Consider the following 18,815-nt stretch of genomic DNA (forward strand, 5'->3'; position numbering starts at 1 on the left):
GATGCTACCCGAAACAAAGCCTGGCGGCTATAAATCTGACCCGCCTCCCGTTCAATTTGCCGGCAGGGGGTATTTCTGCCGATGGTGCAATTGACCCTGCGCGCGCGCATGTTATTGAAAGGCGCGCTTTGACCAAAGGGTTTGACATGTTGGATACCGCGAACACCACTCCGCGCAGCTTTCAGGAAATTATCCTGCGGTTGCAGAACTACTGGGCTACCCAAGGCTGCGCTGTGATGCAGCCCTATGATATGGAAGTGGGCGCCGGCACGTTTCACCCTGCCACCACCCTGCGCTCGCTGGGCCCCAAACACTGGGCCGCGGCCTATGTGCAGCCCTCGCGCCGTCCCACTGACGGGCGCTATGGCGAAAACCCCAACCGGTTGCAGCATTATTATCAATATCAGGTGCTGATCAAACCCAGCCCCGCCAATCTCCAGGAGCTCTATCTCGGCTCCCTGCGCGCCATCGGCGTCAATATGGACCTGCACGACATCCGTTTTGTTGAGGATGACTGGGAAAGCCCGACGCTGGGTGCCTGGGGGCTGGGCTGGGAAGTCTGGTGCGACGGCATGGAAGTCAGCCAGTTCACCTATTTCCAGCAGGTCGGTGGCCATGACTGCCACCCGGTCTCGGGCGAGCTGACCTACGGTCTGGAACGGCTGGCGATGTATATTCTCGGTGTCGACCACGTGATGGACATGCCGTTTAACGATCCGGACGCTTTGATCCCGCTGAGCTATGGCGATGTGTTCAAACAGACCGAAGAAGAATACGCCCGCTGGAACTTTGACGTCGCCAATACCGACGTGCTGCTGAAGCAGTTTGAAGAAGCCGAAGCGGAATGCGTGAAAATTCTCAGCCTTGAGCCGATCGACCCCAAGACCGGCAAACGTATCATCATGGTGCACCCGGCCTATGACCAGTGCATCAAGGCCAGCCACTTGTTCAACCTGCTCGATGCCCGCGGCGTGATTTCCGTGACCGAGCGCCAGGCCTATATCGGCCGCGTGCGTGCGCTTGCCAAACAATGCGCCGACGCTTTTATTCTAACTGACGCCGGAGGGCATAACGCATGATTGGTAAATATGTTGTGGGGCTGCTCATTGCCCCGGCGATGGTTGTGGGTTCGGCGATCTACTATCTGCAGGTCTACGCCTTTTACGAAGAACTGCCCGCTTCTGCTGCCGCTGACCTGCGCCTGACCACGCTGGACGGCGCGGTTGAGCCGCTGCCGGTCACAGACTTCAAAGGCATCGACTCCACCAGTTCGCCGATCCGCTACCGCGTCTGCGCCACCGCCGAAACACCAGTGGCAGAAATTGCGGCGACCTATGTCCCCTACGCGGCGGCAGAACCACTGCGCGCGCCGGACTGGTTTGACTGTTTTGACGCCAAATCGCTGGAGCTCGATATCGAAGCCGGCAACGCTGTGGCCTATCTCGGCGAAGAAAATAAGCTATACGGCATCGATCAGGTGGTCGCCGTCTACCCGGACGGGCGCACCTATGTCTGGAACCAGATTAACAGCTGCGGCGAAGTGGTGTTTGAGGGCAATGCAGCCCCCGCTGACTGCCCCGAGCCTCCTGAAGGATTGATGACCGATGGCTGATCTGCTGATTGAACTGTTCTCTGAGGAAATCCCGGCCCGTATGCAGGGGCGTGCGGCGGCGGACCTGAAAAAACTGGTGACCAATGGTCTGGTTGAAGCGGGGCTGACCTATGCTTCTGCCGGGGCGTTTTCGACACCCCGCCGGCTCACGCTGTCGGTTGAGGGCCTGCTGGACGCCAGCCCGGACACCCGCGTTGAACGCAAAGGCCCCAAAGTGGGCGCGCCGGAAAAGGCGCTGCAGGGCTTTCTGCGCGGCGCCGGTCTGAGCATGGATGATCTGGAAATCCGCGACGACAAAAAGGGTCAGGTCTATTTTGCTTCGATCGCAAAACCCGGCCGTCCGGCGGCAGATATCATTGCGGGAGTGATGGACAGCACCATCCGCAATTTCCCCTGGCCAAAATCCATGCGCTGGGGCACGGGTTCCCTGCGCTGGGTGCGGCCACTGCACTCGATCCTCTGCATCCTGTCGCGCGAAGAGGGTGCTGAAATCGTGCCCTTTGACATCGACGGCATCAAATCGGGCAACGTGACCCAGGGCCACCGGTTCATGGCGCCAGGCGACATCACTGTCAGCAGCTTTGACGATTATGCGCAAAAGCTGAAATCCGCCTTCGTGATGCTGGAAGCGCAGGAACGCGCCGACCACATCTGGAATGACGCGACAAACCAGGCGTTTGCCCAGGGGTTGGAGCTGGTGGACGACAAAGCGCTTCTGGCGGAAGTTGCCGGCCTGGTGGAATGGCCGGTGGTGCTGATGGGCGCCATTGCGGAAGACTTCTTTGACCTGCCGGGCGAGGTGTTGCAGACTTCGATGCGTGAGCACCAGAAATTCTTCTCGGTCAAAAATCCGAAAACCGGCCGCATTGAAAAATTTGTCACTGTCGCCAACCGCGAAACTGCCGACAACGGCGCCACCATCCTGGCCGGCAACCAGAAGGTGCTGTTCGCGCGGCTGTCAGACGCGAAATTCTTCTGGGAAAACGATCTGCGCATCGCCTCTGCCGGTGCCGCGCCCTGGATTGAATCGCTCGACCACGTCACATTCCACAACAAACTGGGCTCCCAGGCCGCACGCATTGACCGTATCGCGGCGCTGGCGCGCGACATCGCGCCCACTGTTGGCGCTGACGCGGATCTTTCTGAGGCCGCCGCGCGTTTTGCCAAAGCGGACCTGTCATCAGAGATGGTCTATGAATTCCCCGAGTTGCAGGGGCTGATGGGCAAGTATTATGCCAATCACGCCGGCCATCCGGTGGAGGTCGCCAATGCGGCCACAGAACATTATTCTCCACTCGGCCCGGGCGACGATGTGCCCACCGCGCCGGTCTCGGTCGCGGTTGCTCTGGCCGACAAACTCGACACGCTCACCGGTTTTTGGGCGATTGACGAAAAACCCACCGGCTCCAAAGACCCCTTCGCGCTCCGCCGCGCTGCGCTCGGCGTCATCCGGCTGTTGTTGGAAAATGAGGTGCGGGTGCCGCTCAGTGATCTGATTGGCAAAGGGTTGACCCAGCTTGAGGATAAGGCTGCGACGGAACACTCTGCCGCATCGGGCAACCTGCTTGCCTTCTTCCACGACCGGCTCAAAGTCTATCTTAAAGACGCCGGTATCCGCCATGATGTGATCGACGCCTGTCTGGCGATGGCTGGCAATGACGATCTCACCCTGGTGGTGAAACGGGCGCGCGCGCTGTCAGACCTGCTGGGCACGGAAGACGGCACCAACCTGTTGCAGGGCTTTAAACGCGCCAACAACATTTTGTCCCAGGCTGAAGACAAAGACGGGGTGGAATATTCCTTTGGCGCAGACGTGAAATGGGCCCGGGATGACACCGAGATCGCCCTGTTCAATGCATTGAAAACGCAGGGGAAAGCGATCTCCACGGCCATCGAGGCCGAGGATTTCGCCGCCGCCATGGGCGGCATGGCCGCGCTGCGGGCGCCGATTGATGCGTTTTTTGAAGCGGTGCAGGTCAATGCGGAGAGCGACATCGTGCGCCGCAACCGGCTGAACCTGCTGGGGCAGATCCGCAAGATCTGTTCGGAAGTGGCTGATCTGACAAAGGTTGAAGGCTGAACCATTGCTTGCCGGGCGGGGGGCGTCCGGTCTATGCTGCAATGGAAAAAGGAGTGCGGCAGTGCGGCAAGAGGTTGATATAAAAGGGTTTACCCCGGTTACCAAGAGCGCCCCCATTGCCACTGACAGCCATGGCGGCCGGGCGAAATGCCTGCAACGTCTGGTGCGGCTTGACCTGCCGGTGCCACAAACCATCGCGCTGTCCTTTGATGCGGTGCATCATATCGCCGCCGGGCAACGTCCCGATATTGACGCTATGCTGGCGGTGTTCGGTCCGGCGCCGCTGCTTTCCGTGCGCCCCAGTTCTGAAGATCCCGATTGGGGTGGCCCGGGCGCGATGCTGAACATTGGCATCAATGCCACCCGCCACACCCAGCTTTGTGACAGTCATGGCAAACGCGCGGCGGATGCGCTCTATCTTCGATTTGTCCAGGCCTACGCCATTCACGTGGCCCGTCTTGACCCGGATATGTTCGAATCGGACGTGTCTGAGCCGGACGCCCTGGCGGCTGCGCTTGACGCCTACGCGGATGAGACCGACGAAGAATTCCCCCAGGATCCGGCAGTGCAGCTTGGCGAAGTGCTGCGCTCAATGGCCCGGGCCTGGGAGGGCACCACCGCGCGGCTGCTGCGTCAGGCCAAGGGCGCCCCGGCGGATGCCGGGCTCGGGCTGATCGTGCAGCAGATGGCGCTTGGAGTCGGGCCGCAGGAAAGCGGTTCCGGGGTGATCCAGTTCGTCGATTCCGTCTCCGGCAAATCCCAGCTGACCGGGCGCTATCTGAGCCAGAGCCAGGGCCGTGCAGCGCTGCGCGCCGGCGAGGGCGCGCTCTATCTGACGCGCGACAGCCGGGGGCAGTCACTGCAGGATCTGTGCCCGGATGTGTTTGATGCGCTGGTCACCGCCGGAGATCTGCTGCGGCGCAAGCTGCGGGAAGAAATGCAGATCGAATTCACCATCGAAGGTGGCCGCATGTCGATCATTGATTCGGTGCGGGTGACACGTTCTGCCAGTGCCAATGTGCGGGTCGCAGTGGCGCTGGCGCAGGACGGTATCATCAGGCGCAGCGAGGCGATCCTGCGCATCCCGCCCCGCTCGCTGTCGGAACTGTTGCACCCCCAGGTCGATCCGCGGGGCGCGCGCGACCCGTTTGTCAGTGGCATCGCGGCGAGCCCGGGCGGTGCCTGTGGCCGCATCTGTTTCACCTCCGCCGCCGCCCAGGCGAGCCAGTCGCGGGGCGAAGCCGCGATCCTCGTGCGCCGTGAAACCACACCCGAGGACATTCGCGGCATGCATTCCTCCGTGGGTGTTTTGACCCAGCGCGGCGGCATGACCAGCCACGCGGCGGTGATTGCGCGCGGGCTCGGGCTGCCCTGCGTTGTCGGCGCCTCTGCGTTGCGGCTGGACCACAAAGACAAGCAGCTGATTTCGGTGGACGGGCGCATTTTCCGCGAAGGCGATATCATCACCATCGACGGCTCTACCGGCGAAGCGCTGGTGGGGGCGGCGGAAATGCTGGCGCCGACGCTGGACGCGCCCTTCCGCACTCTGATGTCCTGGGCGGATGAGGTGCGTGACATCGGCGTGCGCGCCAATGCCGACACCCCGGCCGACGCCGCCACTGCGCGTAATTTTGATGCCGAGGGCATCGGCCTCTGCCGCACCGAACATATGTTTTTCGAACATGACCGGCTGACAGCGATGCGGGAGATGATTTTTGCCGATGCGGCCAAAGACCGGGCCGAAGCGCTGGCGCGCCTGCTGCCGATGCAGCGCGGCGATTTTACCGAACTGTTCCAGATCATGGGCGGTCAGCCGGTGTGCATTCGTCTGTTTGACCCGCCGCTGCATGAATTCCTGCCCCACACCCGGGGCGGCATGCGCGAGTTGGCCGAGGCGCTGGACCGGCCGCTTTCGGACGTCACCCGCCGCATTGACGCGCTGTCGGAGTTCAATCCGATGCTGGGCATGCGCGGGGTCCGGCTTGGCATCACCATGCCCGAGATCTATGAAATGCAGGCGCGCGCCATCTTTGAGGCCACCATTGAGGCCAGCCGCTCCGGCGACCCGGTGGAACCCGAAATCATGATCCCGCTGGTGTCAGCCATGCGTGAAGTTGAGCTGGTGAAATCGCGCGTCGACGCGGTGGCGGCGGCGGTGCGGGTCGAAACCCAAAGCGATTTTTCCTACAAGCTGGGGGTTATGGTGGAAACACCCCGCGCTGCACTGCGCGCCCATGAGATCGCGCAACATGCGACCTTTCTGTCGTTTGGCACCAATGATCTGACCCAGATGACCTATGGCCTGTCCCGCGATGATGCCGGGCGCTTTATGAACTCCTACGTGCAACAGGGTGTCTATGCAGAAGATCCGTTCCAGATCCTGGATACCGAAGGCGTCGGCGAGCTGCTGACCATCGGGGCGGAACGGGGGCGGGACGCGCGGCCGGATATCACCATTTCGATTTGTGGCGAACATGGCGGAAACCCGGAATCGATTGCCTTCTGCCGCCAGGCAGGTTTTGACTATGTCTCCTGTTCGCCCTACCGGGTGCCGGTCGCCCGGCTGGCTGCGGCGCACCTGGCGCTGCTTGACAAACGCGGCAGCTGATTCGCCTGAACTGGCGCTGTCAGTGGGGCGCTCCCAGGGTGAATTGGCTAAAATTGGTTACTTTTTCGAGCCAAAACCGGGGAAAATGGCGGTATCGCCGCCGCTGACTGGCGGCTATGCGTTTGCGCCACTGGACGGATGGCGAAATTTCGCCTATTCGGGCCGGGTTCTACGCAGGCAACTGCATTCTGGAACGGCTTCGAAAGAGATCTTATGGCTTTTGTTCGTAAATTTGGTTTGGCCCTGGCGCTTGTTCTTGCACTGCCTGTGGGCGCCGGTGCGGATATTTCGACCGCCCCCACTGACAAGTCAAACCTGGTTTTCGATCAGCAACTCAGCTCTCTTCTGGGCCAGGACCGCGCGGCGCTGAATGCGGTGTCGCCATCGACGATCAGGGACCTGTACAGCAACCGCACAGGACGCCGCTCCAAATCCGCCTTAAGCGAGGTGGTCTACACGCGCGACTGGATCGACAGCCAGGACGTGGTCGAGGGTGACAACGATTGGCAGTGCCTGACCCAGGCGCTGTATTTCGAAGCCCGCGGTGAATCGGTCAAGGGCCAGTTCGCAGTGGCTGAGGTGATCCTGAACCGGGTCGACAGCGCCAAATTTCCCGGCACGATCTGCAAGGTTGTGAACCAGGGCACCGGCAAACGCTACAAATGTCAGTTCTCCTATACCTGTGACGGGCGCCGCGAGATTGTGAACGATAAAACCTCCTGGAAACGCGCCGGCAAGATCGCCCGCATTATGCAGCAGGGCGGGGAGCGGGTGTTGACCTCTGGCGCCACCTATTACCACACCAAAGCGGTCAACCCCCGCTGGGCGCGCAAATTCACCCGCACCACCTCTATCGGGGTGCACCTGTTTTACCGCGCCCCGGCCTGATCACCGGAATTTCGGCACCCCCGTGGTAAACCGCTGCAAAGGGCGTCTGTTGGCGCCCTTTTTTGATGGCCGCATGGTGAACTGCGGCAAACCAGGTTAGACCGGAGCTGAAACCAACACCGGAATAGCCATGTCTGACAGCACCGAGACCACCGCCGCCGAAATTTCCAGCGCCTTTGCGCATCCGGTTGAACGCTCCGAGGCTACGGCGCCCGGTCCGCTGGACCGGATCTCCTTGTCCGATTACGATGTTGGGGTCGAAATCGGCGCCTTTCAGGTGGAACGCGATCTGATCCAGAAACTGCGCTTTAATGTGGTGGTGGAAGTGGCGGATGCGACGGCGCCGCTGGGCGATGATGTTGATAATATCCTGTCTTATGACACCATCCGCGAAGCGATCGACTATGAGCTGGCCGCCGAGCGGCTGAACCTGCTGGAAACCCTGGCTGACCGCATCGCCGACCGCATCCTGAGCGAACCCCAGGCAGCACGGGTGTTTCTGCGCATCGAAAAACTGGACCGGGGCCCGTTTAAACTTGGCGTCGAGATCGTGCGCAGTGGCACGGCGGCCCCGGCGGAGACCCCTGGCGCCACGATATCCACTGGGCCCCGCCCGCATGTGGTGCACCTGTGCAATCAGGCGATCGCCTCGGAGCGGCTGAGCGGCTGGCTGGCGCAGCTCGCCGGAACCGGAGACGCCGACAAAAACGGCCAGGGCGCGGTGGTGCTTACCGTCGGTGTTCCGGATTGTGCCCGGCCCGAACCCGGTGGCACGGCGCAACGTCATATCGACCTGCTGGCGATTGAGCAAAACGCCTGGACCCTGGCGGCGCTTGCGCCTGCGTGCGTGGTGGCGGGCACCCGCACAGAACTGGACTGGGCGATGAAAAACGGCCAGATGGTGATCTGGGCCCCGGGTAAATTCGTGCTTGATACTGTGGGCGATCCGGCGCCGGACGCGCGGGACGCCCTGGCGCTGACACACTGGTTCGCCGCCGAAATGAATGCGGTGAAAACCACGGTGATTGACTCCGACACTGCCGGCAACAAAAACCCGTTCTGATCCTTTCTGCCCCTTAGGGCCCCAGTTCTGCCCCCAGCCAAAGGTTGATTTGCCTATGAAACAGTATTTCCGCCCGCTGACCCAGGTTGGCCCGTCCCGTCCCGCATCAGCTGTCACGCTTGCTGCCGGTTGGTCCTGGTTCACCCATGCCGAAGTGCTGTGCCGCGGTGCCGCGCCGGCCATCATTGCAGCGGCCGATCTGCCCGCCGATGTACTTGAACGGTTGAGCGCGCCGCGCGCCGCCATCGCCGGTGTTTCTTTGGAAGCTCCGAGGCTGATGGGGATCCTCAATGTGACACCGGACAGTTTTTCCGACGGAGGTCTGTTTGACGCCCCCCAGGCGGCGCTGAGCTATGCGCGCACCATGGCGGGCACCGGCGCCGACATTCTGGATATCGGCGGTGAAAGCACCCGCCCCGGCGCCACGCTGGTGCCGGCAAGTGAGGAAATCGCCCGCACCGCGCCGGTGATCCGGGCGGTGGCGGGCGGCGTGGCCGTGCCGGTGTCGATTGATACCCGCAAGGCCGAGGTGGCACGTGCGGCGCTGGCGGCCGGTGCCGCAATCGTCAATGACGTCTCCGCTTTCACCTATGATCCCGACCTGGGGGCAGCCGTGGCGGCCAGCACGGCGCCGGTCTGTCTGATGCATGCCCAGGGTGATCCCACCACCATGCAACAGGCACCCCAGTACGAAGACGTGCTGCTGGATGTGTATGATTTCCTTGAAGAGCGTATCTCACATGCCGAAAGCCTTGGCATAGATCGCGCCCGTATCATCATCGACCCCGGCATTGGCTTTGGCAAAACGCTGGAGCATAACCTGGCGCTTCTGGCGCGGCTCAGCCTGTTTCACAGTCTGGGCTGTCCGCTGCTGCTCGGGGTGTCGCGCAAACGCTTTATCGGCGAACTTGGCCAGGCCGCCGAAGCACGCGCCCGTATGCCCGGCTCGCTGGCGGTGGCGCTCGCCGGAATTGCGCAGGGCGCACAGATCACCCGGGTGCATGATGTCGCCGAAACCCGCCAGGCGCTGACGCTCTGGCTTGCCGCCAACGGCCTGGAAGGGTAATTCTGAATTATGACACGTAAATTATTTGGCACCGACGGGGTGCGCGGCACCGCAAATCTTGACCCGATGACCGCTGAAATGGTGCTGCGCCTGGGCGCGGCGGCCGGGCGTTATTTCCGCCGCGACGGCGGCACTGAACACCGGGTGGTGATTGGCAAGGACACCAGGCTGTCCGGCTATATGTTTGAAAACGCGCTGACCGCCGGTTTTACCTCCACGGGGATGAATGTGCTGCTGCTGGGGCCGGTGCCGACGCCCGCTGTGGGCATGCTGACCACCTCGATGCGCGCCGATGTCGGGGTGATGATCTCTGCCTCGCACAATCCGCACCAGGACAATGGCATTAAATTCTTCGGCCCCGACGGGTTTAAACTGTCCGATGAGGCCGAGGCCGAGATTGAGGCGCTGGTATTCAGCACCATTGAGCCGGCCCAGGCCGAAAATATCGGCCGCGCCAAACGCATTGATGACGGTCGTTTCCGCTATAACGAGCGGGTGAAATCTACGCTGCCTGACATTTCGCTGGAGGGGCTGAAAGTGGTGGTGGATTGTGCCAATGGCGCCGCCCACCGCACCGCGCCGGAAGTGCTCTGGGAACTGGGTGCCGAAGTGATCCCGGTCGGGGTCAGCCCGGACGGGGTGAATATCAACAAAGGCTGTGGCTCGACCCATCCGCAAATGGCGGCGGAGACGGTGGTGGCGCATGGCGCGGATGTGGGTATTTGCCTCGATGGTGATGCCGACCGGGTGATGATCATTGATCAGCACGGCTATGTCGCCGACGGCGATCAGCTGATGGCGCTGCTGGCAACCCGCTGGGCAGAAACCGGCCGGCTGAAGGGCGGCGCGCTGGTGGCGACAGTGATGTCCAATCTCGGGCTGGAACGCCACCTGGAGGCCCAGGGGCTGCGGCTGGAACGCACGGCGGTCGGCGACCGCTATGTGGTGGAACGTATGCGCCAGGGCGGCTTTAACCTGGGCGGCGAGCAGTCCGGCCATATCGTGATGACCGATTACGCCACCACCGGCGACGGGCTGCTGGCCGGGGTGCAGCTGCTGGCGGCGATGGTTGAGACCGGCAAAACCGCGTCCGCGCTGACGCGGGTGTTTGAAACCGTACCGCAGATGCTGAAGAATGTGCGCTACCAGCTGGGCCAGACCCCGCTTGAGATGGCGCCGGTGCAGGCGGCGATCAAAGAGGGCGAAGCGCTGCTGCGTGGCAAGGGCCGGCTGTTGATCCGCAAATCCGGCACCGAGCCGCTGATCCGGGTGATGGCGGAATGCGAGGACGATCAACTGTTGGGGCAGGTGGTGAATGCCATCGTTGCCGAGGTCGAAGCTGCCGTCTGATCCTGCGGTCTGAGGTTGCAGGCGCCGTCCGCTGTTGCAAATGCCCCGCCGAGACCGGCGAGGCTTTTGCCTGTTCGCAGATGTTGCTGGTTTTGCACAACCCGGGGCCCGGAATGTGCAAATTGCACATTTGGCCGCGGCGGTTACTCTGGAGTTAAAGCGGTTTTGCGGCGGCTGGCCACCATCCGGCGCAGGGCGCCGAGCTGGCTGAGCACCATGCCGCTCAGGATCAGCGTGAGGGCGAGGAACAGGGTAGACTGCGCTGGCTCGGCCAGAAAAATAATGCCAAAAACCATCGCCCACACCGGCACCATATAACTGACCAGGGTGGCAAAGGTCGGACCTGCATCCCGGATCACCTGCACTTGCAGCAATTGCGCCAGGCCGGTCGGCAGCAGGCCCAGATAAATCAGCGACAGCAGCGGCACCAGGCTTATGTTTTCCGGCAGGCCTTCAAAGTAGAGCGCCAGTGGTAGCGAGATCACCGCGCCTGCCAGCAGGACGGCTGCGGAAAGGGAAATCCGGTCCACGTCAGGGCACAGGCGGATGATGATCATACCCAGGGCATAACAGCCGGCCGCAGCGATAAAGGCGAGCCGTCCCCAAAGCTCCATCTCGCCACCGGCGCTTTGCAGTGCCGCCGGGCCAACCAATACGACAACTCCCAGAAAACCCACGATAAATCCGATGGACCTGCGCAGGGACATGCGTTCTCCCGGCACCAGAAAATGTGCCAGCGGCAGCACCAGAAGCGGCACCGTCGCCATGCTGACGCCGGCAAAACCAGACGCCACGTAATTCTGCCCCCAGTTCAAAAGAGAAAACGGCAGCGCATTGCTGAGAATGCCCAGGGACACAGCGACAGCCCAGATGGTTACGCCGTTTTCAGCGCGCAGTTTTGGCAGCGATTTGCCCATCATTCTGGCTGCAATCAGCAGCGCGAGGGCACCCAGAGAAATCCGCAAGGCGGCAATGGTCATCGGGCCAAAATCACGCAGGGCAATATCAGCAAACATGAAGGAGGCGCCCCAGATGAGACCAAGAGTGAGTAATTTCAGCCAGTTAGCGCGCTGATCCATGGGATTCTCCGATGTTGGTGGATCAAACGAAAAGACCCCGGCGCGGGGCCGGGGTCAATCGCAAAATCAGGGTCTGGAAAAAGACTTAGTTTTTTTCCTGATCCACCAGTTTGCCAGCGGAAATCCATGGCATCATGCCACGCAGTTTTTTGCCAACTTCTTCGATCTGGTGCTCATCATTCAGGCGGCGTGTGGCTTTGAATGAGGGCTGGCCAACGGCGTTTTCCAGCATGAAGTCACGCACAAACTTGCCGGTCTGGATGTCGGTGAGAACATCTTTCATTGCCGCTTTGGTTTCGGCGTAAGGCAGGATCCGTGGGCCAGAAACATACTCGCCATATTCCGCAGTGTTGGAGATCGAGTAGTTCATGTTGGCGATGCCGCCTTCATAGATCAGATCCACGATCAGCTTGGTTTCGTGCAGGCATTCAAAGTATGCCATTTCAGGGGCATAGCCGGCTTCAACCAGGGTTTCAAAACCCATGCGGATCAGTTCAACGATACCACCACAGAGCACAGCCTGCTCGCCGAACAGGTCGGTTTCACATTCTTCGCGGAAGTTGGTTTCGATGATGCCAGAGCGACCGCCACCGATGGCAGAGCAATAGCTTTTGCCGATTTCCAGCGCGTTGCCGGAGGCGTCTTTGTCCACAGCAACGAGGCAGGGAACGCCGCCGCCTTTGACATATTCGCCGCGCACAGTGTGACCGGGGCCTTTGGGCGCCATCATGATCACGTCGACGCCTTCTTTGGCATCAATCAGGCCAAAGTGAATATTCAGACCATGGGCAAAGGCGATTGCCGCGCCGGGTTTGATGTTGTCATGTACGTATTTTTTGTAGGTCTCGGCCTGAAGCTCATCGGGCATGGTGAACATGATGAGGTCACACCAGGCAGCCGCTTCGGCGATGCCCATAACCGTCAGACCTTCGCCTTCAGCTTTTTTCGCGGAAGCAGAGCCTTCACGCAGAGCTACAACGAGGTTTTTCGCGCCTGAATCCCGCAGGTTAAGGGCGTGAGCGTGGCCTTGCGAGCCATAGCCCAGGATGGCCACTTTTTTGTCTTTGATCAGGTTGATATCGCAATCGCGATCGTAATAAACGCGCATGTCAGCGGTCCTTTCGTAAATGTCTGAGGCGATCATAGTGGTCTGCGGGGCAATTGCGAGATCGATCCTGGTGTTTTTTCAGGAAAATTTGCACTGTTCATTCGTCATTTTGCAAATTATGGTAGTTTTCATGCTTGATGATCTCGACAGGCGCATACTCCGCCATCTGCAACAGGATCCCGCCCTCTCGATTCCCGATCTGGCGGATCGTCTGGGGGTGACCGGCTCCCGGCTGTCGCGGCGTCTCGACAAGCTGCAGGCAAACGGTATTCTGCGCGGTCAGCGCGCGGTGATTGACTGGCGCGCGCTTGGGTATGCAGTCGAAGTGTCCCTGCGTGTCACGCTGGACAAAACCCAGAACCGCGCCTTTGATGATTTTATCGAAGCGGCCCGCGGTATTCCAGAAGTGATTGAAATACAAACATTTTTGGGGCGTGTTGATGTGCGCCTGTCAGTCATCGCCCGCGACATGCAGCATTATCAGAATATCTACCGCAGCCAGGTGCTCGCGCTGCCACATATCAGCGATATTGAAGCGTTGATGCATGTGGCCCGCATCAAATCCGAAGAGATTCTGCCGCTGTGATTGATCTGGATAACATTGACCTCCGGTTGCTGAAGGCGCTTGCCCGGGACGCCACCCAATCTGCTGGTGCGCTCGGGCGCGCGTTTGGTCTGTCGCAACCGGCCACCTGGCGGCGGATCAGGCGCCTTGAAACCGCCGGTATCCTTGCCGGGCGCAGACTTGATCTGGATGCCGAAAAGCTCGGCTTTGGTGTCACGGTTTTCCTGGGGGTTAAACTGGCGACCAAGGGGCGGGTCTCGCTGGAAGATTTTGAGCGCGCCGTCACCGCCATTCCGGAGGTGCAGACGGTCGAGCACGTGCTTGGCATGTATGATTACCGCCTGCGGGTTACCGCGCGGGACATTTCCGATTTTGAGCGTGTGCTGCGCCGCCGGATCATGACGCTGCCGGGCATCGGCGATGTCGAAGCCAACGTGCTGCTCTCAGAAGAGCGCCTGGAAGGGCCGCTGGGGTCGCAGTAGCGGTTGGTTCCCGGGGGACCGGCGCAAAAATCTGCGTTGGGACAAAGATTTCGCGCCGCGGTGGCTCTGACGGACGTCGCTGGCTGGCATTATTGAGCGGCAGTTGATGCTGTTGAAATTTTTCTGTCGTTTCAATGGCGTTCCGGATGGCTGAAAACATACGCAGGAACAATAGTTTGCCGGAAAGTGAAAGAAGACTTTTCCAATTGCAGGAAGAGCCGCTAATCTTGCCGGGAAATGAATTCAAGGAGCTTGTCATGGCGCTTTTGCAGGATATCGACCCCACGGGTCTCGACGAATTTTCAGTGGTCTTTACGGATCGTTCCCTTAATCACATGAGCCAGACGTTCCAGCAGGTTATGCGCGACATCTCAGCCATGTTGAAAGACGTCTACAATGCCGAGGCTGTGGCGCTGATACCCGGTGGTGGCACTTACGGGATGGAGGCGGTGGCGCGTCAGTTTGCCAGAGGGGCAAAAACGCTGGTGGTGCGCAATGGCTGGTTCTCCTACCGCTGGAGCCAGATTTTTGAAGCCGGCGCCTTTGCTGCTGAATCTACCGTGCTCAAAGCGCGCCAGTCGGGCAACAGCATCACAGCCCCTTTTGCACCGGCGTCGATTGAGGACGTCGTTGCTGCCATCCGCAAAGAAAAACCAGGGGTGGTTTTTGCCCCGCATGTGGAGACCTCTGCCGGGGTGATCCTGCCGGACGACTATATCGCGGCCATGGCCGCAGCTGCGCATGAGGTCGGTGCGCTGATGGTGCTGGACTGTATCGCGTCGGGCTGCGCGTGGGTGGATATGAAGGCCAGCGGTGTGGACGTGCTGATCTCGGCGCCACAAAAGGGCTGGTCCGCTTCGCCCTCGGCCGGCATTGTGATGATGAGCAGCGCCGCCCTGGCGCGGATGGAAAATACCAGCTCCGACAGTTTCGCCATCGATCTGAAGAAATGGCACTCAATCATGATGGCCTATGAAAATGGCGGCCATGCTTACCACGCCACGCTGCCCACGGACGCGCTGCGTGCGTTCCGGGACACAATGCTGGAAACCAGAGACTACGGGTTTGACAAGCTGCGCGACGCGCAATGGGCTCTGGGCAACGGCGTACGCGATTTGCTGGCTGAAAAAGGCATCACTTCGGTTGCTGTCGAAGGCTTTGGTGCGCCGGGTGTGGTGGTCAGCTACACCTCGGACGTGGCGGTGCAGAACGGGTCTAAATTCGCCGCTGAAGGCATGCAGATCGCAGCCGGTGTGCCTCTGGCCTGTGACGAGCCTGACGGGTTTATGACCTTCCGTCTGGGGTTGTTTGGTCTGGACAAGCTTTACGATGTTGAGGGGACCATAGCGCGTCTGAAAGTGGTTCTGGACAAGGTGCTCTGATCAGAAGGAGCGCCTGCGGCGCGCAGGATGTCTCGGGGTTTTCCCGTTGGAAAACGCCTCGTTGAGCTGACTGGCGTGCGATGCTGAGAGATAAGCTGGTCCGTGTGTTCCGTCATACGGGCCAGTTTGGCTGTGTACAGGGGGCAGGGGCAGGTGACTGGTCCCCGCGCGCGAAAGCGATTTGCGCAATTGCGGTCCGGCACCTGAAACCGCCGCCGTGATGAATCTCCAACGGCGATGCGGATTACATTAACAGGGCGTGGCGCAGAACGCCTGGCGGGGTGTCGCGCAGGTGTGCTCAGGCGCGAGCTTGTTCTTCTGCAAACAAGGGCATCGGCGCCAGCGCAGAGCGGCCCAGTTTAACGCCGGTCGCCACCACCATGCGGCCCAGTTTGGGGGCCTCCGGGTCGGGGCAGGAGAAAGACGAAGCGTCAAACTCAAAATAGGGATAGCCGCGGCCGCGGCCGATCCGGGTGACACCGGCGGAATCCCATTTGCTGTGCGGCGCATAGCGCAGGGCAGCGCGGTTCAATACATAGTCCTGAGGCGAGTTGTAAATCTCAATGGCGATAACCATCGAGGAGGGCGAGACCTCGTCATTGTCACGCGCCCCGACCACATGCAGGCTGATCACCGCGTCATGGGCAAAATGCAACTCACGCGCCGGAAACGACGGCGGCTCAAAGGGGTTCTTTTCGGCAAAACTGAACCCGTTCAACAGTAAAGTTGTATAGGACATGGGACCACTCGAATTTTAGATAAATGCGCTGTATTGCACTCAGAAAACACGAGCGGGCTTAAAATATGGTTAAGAGGCGTTCATCAATTTCAGATCGGTCCCAGACCTGCGCGCATCACACCGCGCCTGATCGGTTTGATGTCATGGACCGCCTTCAGCCCTGCCATGCGGACCGCTTGCAAAACGGTATCTTCTGAACGGGTTACACGGTTGAACAGATCGATCACCCGGGCGCGGGCGGCGATGTCGCCATGGCGGGCCTTGGCGTATTTGTCCAGCATCGCAGCACTGCCAAGCGCGTCAGGTGCCTCCAGCGCAAGTCTTAACAGCACATCGAGGTCATTCAGCGATGTATTCAGCCCCTGGGCGCCGATCGGAGGCAGGACATGGGCCGCTTCCGCCACCAGCGCGACTCGTTCTGCGCTTAACTGGGTGGCGCGCTGGGTGATAATCGGCCAGATCGCCCGGCCTGAGGCCAGCGTCAGCCGGCCATAAAGACCGCAGGAGCGTTCATTCATTGCATCGGTGAAGGACGCGATATCCATGTCATAGAGTTCCTGGGCCCGGGCGGCGCGGTTCATCCAGACGATGGCAGAGGCATGCGCGCCGTCAATGTCAGGCAGCGGCACCATCGTAAACGGGCCGCCATCGCGGTAAATTTCAGTTGAGACCTGGTTGTGGGGCTCGGAATGGGTCACGCTGAAGGCCAGAGTTTTCTGGCCATAACGGGTGATTTTTGTGCCGATGCCAGCGGCCTCGCGCACCGCAGAATGACGTCCGTCGGCGCCGATCACCAGGCGCGCCTGGATGAATGTCCCGTCCGACAGCGTCACCAAAGCGCCGGTGGTGCGTGTCAACATGGATTTGAAGCCGGTGCCGTAACGCAGGGAAACGCCGTCCATATTCGCGACAGCAGCGAGCAATTCCCGCCGGATCAGCCAGTTCATGAAATTCCAGCCGAACGGTTCGTCGCCGACCTCGTCTCCCCGGAAGATGCGCTCTGCACGCAGTTCAGGCGGGTGGCCAAGACTGTCAACAATGCGCAGTGCGTCGAGCGGCATTGCGTGCGGGGCAAGAATGTCCCAGATGCCGATCTGACGAAACAGGTCGCGCGCCGGGCGTAAAAATGCGGTGGAGCGCAGATCGCTGCCCTGGCTGTCACCGTCGGTGACCGGGGGCGTCGGGTCGACCAGTAATGTGGAAAACCCCGAGGCGCCAAAGGCGGCCGCGCTGACAAGGCCGGCAATGCCGCCGCCACATACCAGCACATCTACTTTCGTTCGTTCCATCCGGGCTCCCTGAGGTCGCAGAGACCTTCTGTCCGCTATAAGTCTGTTCCATCACGCCTGCCATGCGGCAAAGGCGCCGGGTGGTGCTTTGATTATTGGGTTAACCGTGTCAGAAACGCGGTCAGGTCATTGGTATGGTGGTGAATATGGGGGGCTGGCACCGCGTCCGGGGCCACATGAACGGTTTGCATACCCATGTCATGGGGCGCTGCCAGGTTGCGCGGATCGTCTTCAAACATCGCAGCACTTTCCGGCGGCAACGAATCCCTGGCAAAAATGCGTTCAAAGGCCGCCCGCTCAGGTTTTGGCATAAAACCAGCATTTTCAACGCCATAGATCGCATCAAACCGGCCCAACAGCCCGCGCGCTTCCAGCACACGTTCGGCATAGGGGGCGGATCCGTTGGTATAGACAATCTTGCGGCCCGGCAGGGCGCTGATCTGTGCCGCCAGCTCTGCGTCGGCCTCCAGATGGCTGAGGTCGATATCATGCACATCGGTCAGATAGGGCGCAGGATCGATGTCGTGCTCCCTCATCAGTCCCGCCAGCGTGGTGCCATAGGTTGCCCAGTATTCACGCCGCATCCGGTCGGCCTGGCTGCGGTCAACTTTGAGCGTTTTCATCACCCAGTTGCTCATGCGCAGCTCAATCTGATCAAACAGGCGCGCGCTTGGGTGATACAGGGTGTTGTCGAGGTCAAAGACCCAGTGATTTATATGCGAAAAGCGAGATTTAATCATGGCGCCAGGGTACTGCCAGGGCGGGGCGGGCGCAATCGGGATTTCTGCAGCCTGTGCTTGATTGCCTGGATTTACGCGCGTAACCTGGCGCGGAGCAGGGATCAGAGGGCCAGCAATGAACGATGAAAAGATAATTCAGAGAGACGCGTATTCTTTGATCCTGGAAGCGATTGATACCGGGGCCTATGGCCCGGGAAACCGGCTGGTGGAAAGCGAGTTGGCCGATCGGTTCGGTGTCTCGCGCACGCCAATCCGCGAAGCGTTGCAACGTCTTGAAACCCAGGGGCTTCTGACCCGGGACGGGCGGTCGTTAATTGTCGCGTCTCTGGATCACAATCAACTGGCGGAACTCTATGTGGTGCGGGCCGAACTGGAAGGGCTTGCGGCGCGGCTGGCGGCGCGCCATGCCACGCCGGAGGAGGTCAAAGTGCTGCGCGACATGGTTGAAGAAGACCAGGCGTTTCTGAATGACCCGGCCGCGCTGTCGCGGGCCAATCGCCGCTTTCACAAGCAGGTGCATCTGGCCTCACACAATCGCTATCTGGTGCAGCAACTGGATCTGGTGCACCGCTCGATGGCTCTGCTGGCGACAACTTCTCTTGCGGTAGAGGGGCGCAGTGAAACCGCGCTTTCCGAGCATGACCGCATCGTCACCGCGATTGGAAAAAGCGATGGGGAGGAAGCCTATACTGCGTTGAAATCCCATATTTCCAAAGCCTTTGTGACCCGCCTGAAAATCGAAGCGGAGCAAAACGGCGACTGAT

Annotated in this window: 17 protein-coding genes; 12 read left to right on the top strand and 5 right to left on the bottom strand. The window is 60.6% G+C overall.

Features of this window, described 5'->3' with window-relative positions; translation table 11 throughout:
* Positions 1 to 146 precede the first annotated feature (146 nt).
* The 8 genes from DWA01_RS07475 (at position 147) to glmM (ending at position 10,667) form a co-directional block, all read left to right on the top strand.
* Entirely contained in the window at positions 147 to 1,079 is a 933-nt protein-coding gene (locus DWA01_RS07475; RefSeq protein WP_114285252.1) for a glycine--tRNA ligase subunit alpha, read from the top strand.
* A complete protein-coding gene (locus DWA01_RS07480; RefSeq protein WP_200832518.1) occupies positions 1,076 to 1,612 on the top strand; it encodes a DUF6446 family protein in 537 nt (178 codons plus the stop codon). The genes DWA01_RS07475 and DWA01_RS07480 overlap by 4 nt, the downstream gene beginning before the upstream one ends.
* The gene (gene glyS / locus DWA01_RS07485) at positions 1,605 to 3,692 is read left to right on the top strand and encodes a glycine--tRNA ligase subunit beta (RefSeq protein ID WP_114285220.1); all 2,088 of its coding nucleotides are present in this window, start codon (positions 1,605 to 1,607) and stop codon (positions 3,690 to 3,692) included. The genes DWA01_RS07480 and glyS overlap by 8 nt, the downstream gene beginning before the upstream one ends.
* A 61-nt stretch (positions 3,693 to 3,753) precedes the next feature.
* Positions 3,754 to 6,300, top strand: coding sequence for a putative PEP-binding protein (locus DWA01_RS07490; RefSeq protein WP_114285221.1), 2,547 nt, complete (start codon positions 3,754 to 3,756; stop codon positions 6,298 to 6,300).
* A 213-nt stretch (positions 6,301 to 6,513) separates the two neighbouring features.
* Positions 6,514 to 7,188: a cell wall hydrolase gene (locus DWA01_RS07495; RefSeq protein ID WP_114285222.1), complete on the top strand. Its 675-nt coding sequence runs from the start codon at positions 6,514 to 6,516 to the stop codon at positions 7,186 to 7,188.
* 130 nt (positions 7,189 to 7,318) lie between these two features.
* The gene (locus DWA01_RS07500; RefSeq protein ID WP_114285223.1) at positions 7,319 to 8,251 is read left to right on the top strand and encodes a dihydroneopterin aldolase; all 933 of its coding nucleotides are present in this window, start codon (positions 7,319 to 7,321) and stop codon (positions 8,249 to 8,251) included.
* Positions 8,252 to 8,306: 55 nt separating this feature from the next.
* Positions 8,307 to 9,317: a dihydropteroate synthase gene (gene folP / locus DWA01_RS07505; protein ID WP_114285224.1), complete on the top strand. Its 1,011-nt coding sequence runs from the start codon at positions 8,307 to 8,309 to the stop codon at positions 9,315 to 9,317.
* A gap of 9 nt (positions 9,318 to 9,326) precedes the next feature.
* Positions 9,327 to 10,667, top strand: coding sequence for a phosphoglucosamine mutase (glmM, locus tag DWA01_RS07510; protein ID WP_114285225.1), 1,341 nt, complete (start codon positions 9,327 to 9,329; stop codon positions 10,665 to 10,667).
* Between the two features lie 143 nt (positions 10,668 to 10,810).
* Here glmM and DWA01_RS07515 read toward each other — a convergent pair whose 3' ends face one another.
* Both DWA01_RS07515 and ilvC read right to left on the bottom strand, forming a co-directional pair.
* Positions 10,811 to 11,746, bottom strand: coding sequence for a DMT family transporter (locus DWA01_RS07515; protein ID WP_114285226.1), 936 nt, complete (start codon positions 11,744 to 11,746; stop codon positions 10,811 to 10,813).
* An 85-nt stretch (positions 11,747 to 11,831) separates the two neighbouring features.
* Entirely contained in the window at positions 11,832 to 12,854 is a 1,023-nt protein-coding gene (gene ilvC / locus DWA01_RS07520) for a ketol-acid reductoisomerase (RefSeq protein WP_114285254.1), read from the bottom strand.
* Positions 12,855 to 12,984: 130 nt separating this feature from the next.
* Between ilvC and DWA01_RS07525 the strand changes: the two genes are divergently transcribed.
* The 3 genes from DWA01_RS07525 (at position 12,985) to DWA01_RS07535 (ending at position 15,283) form a co-directional block, all read left to right on the top strand.
* Positions 12,985 to 13,440 carry an Lrp/AsnC family transcriptional regulator gene (locus DWA01_RS07525; RefSeq protein ID WP_114285255.1) on the top strand — a complete coding sequence of 152 codons (456 nt, stop codon included), beginning with the start codon at positions 12,985 to 12,987 and terminating at the stop codon, positions 13,438 to 13,440.
* Positions 13,437 to 13,901, top strand: coding sequence for an Lrp/AsnC family transcriptional regulator (locus DWA01_RS07530; protein ID WP_114285227.1), 465 nt, complete (start codon positions 13,437 to 13,439; stop codon positions 13,899 to 13,901). The genes DWA01_RS07525 and DWA01_RS07530 overlap by 4 nt, the downstream gene beginning before the upstream one ends.
* A 257-nt stretch (positions 13,902 to 14,158) precedes the next feature.
* Positions 14,159 to 15,283, top strand: coding sequence for an aminotransferase class V-fold PLP-dependent enzyme (locus DWA01_RS07535; protein ID WP_114285256.1), 1,125 nt, complete (start codon positions 14,159 to 14,161; stop codon positions 15,281 to 15,283).
* 298 nt (positions 15,284 to 15,581) lie between these two features.
* Here the strand turns inward: DWA01_RS07535 and DWA01_RS07540 are convergent, their stop codons facing one another.
* The 3 genes from DWA01_RS07540 to DWA01_RS07550 form a co-directional block, all read right to left on the bottom strand.
* Positions 15,582 to 16,022, bottom strand: a complete 441-nt coding sequence (locus DWA01_RS07540) for a hypothetical protein (RefSeq protein WP_114285228.1) — start codon at positions 16,020 to 16,022, stop codon at positions 15,582 to 15,584.
* Positions 16,023 to 16,111: 89 nt separating this feature from the next.
* On the bottom strand, positions 16,112 to 17,311 hold the full coding sequence (locus DWA01_RS07545) for an FAD-dependent monooxygenase (RefSeq protein WP_114285229.1): 1,200 nt from the start codon (positions 17,309 to 17,311) through the stop codon (positions 16,112 to 16,114).
* A 92-nt stretch (positions 17,312 to 17,403) separates the two neighbouring features.
* Positions 17,404 to 18,051 carry a pyrimidine 5'-nucleotidase gene (locus tag DWA01_RS07550; protein WP_114285230.1) on the bottom strand — a complete coding sequence of 216 codons (648 nt, stop codon included), beginning with the start codon at positions 18,049 to 18,051 and terminating at the stop codon, positions 17,404 to 17,406.
* Between the two features lie 115 nt (positions 18,052 to 18,166).
* On the opposite strand from DWA01_RS07550, the gene DWA01_RS07555 reads away from it, so the two are divergent.
* A complete protein-coding gene (locus tag DWA01_RS07555; RefSeq protein ID WP_114285231.1) occupies positions 18,167 to 18,814 on the top strand; it encodes a GntR family transcriptional regulator in 648 nt (215 codons plus the stop codon).
* Position 18,815: the final 1 nt, after the last annotated feature.

The sequence above is a fragment of the Candidatus Halocynthiibacter alkanivorans genome, from assembly GCF_003333265.1.
GTDB classification, from domain to species: domain Bacteria; phylum Pseudomonadota; class Alphaproteobacteria; order Rhodobacterales; family Rhodobacteraceae; genus Halocyntiibacter_A; species Halocyntiibacter_A alkanivorans.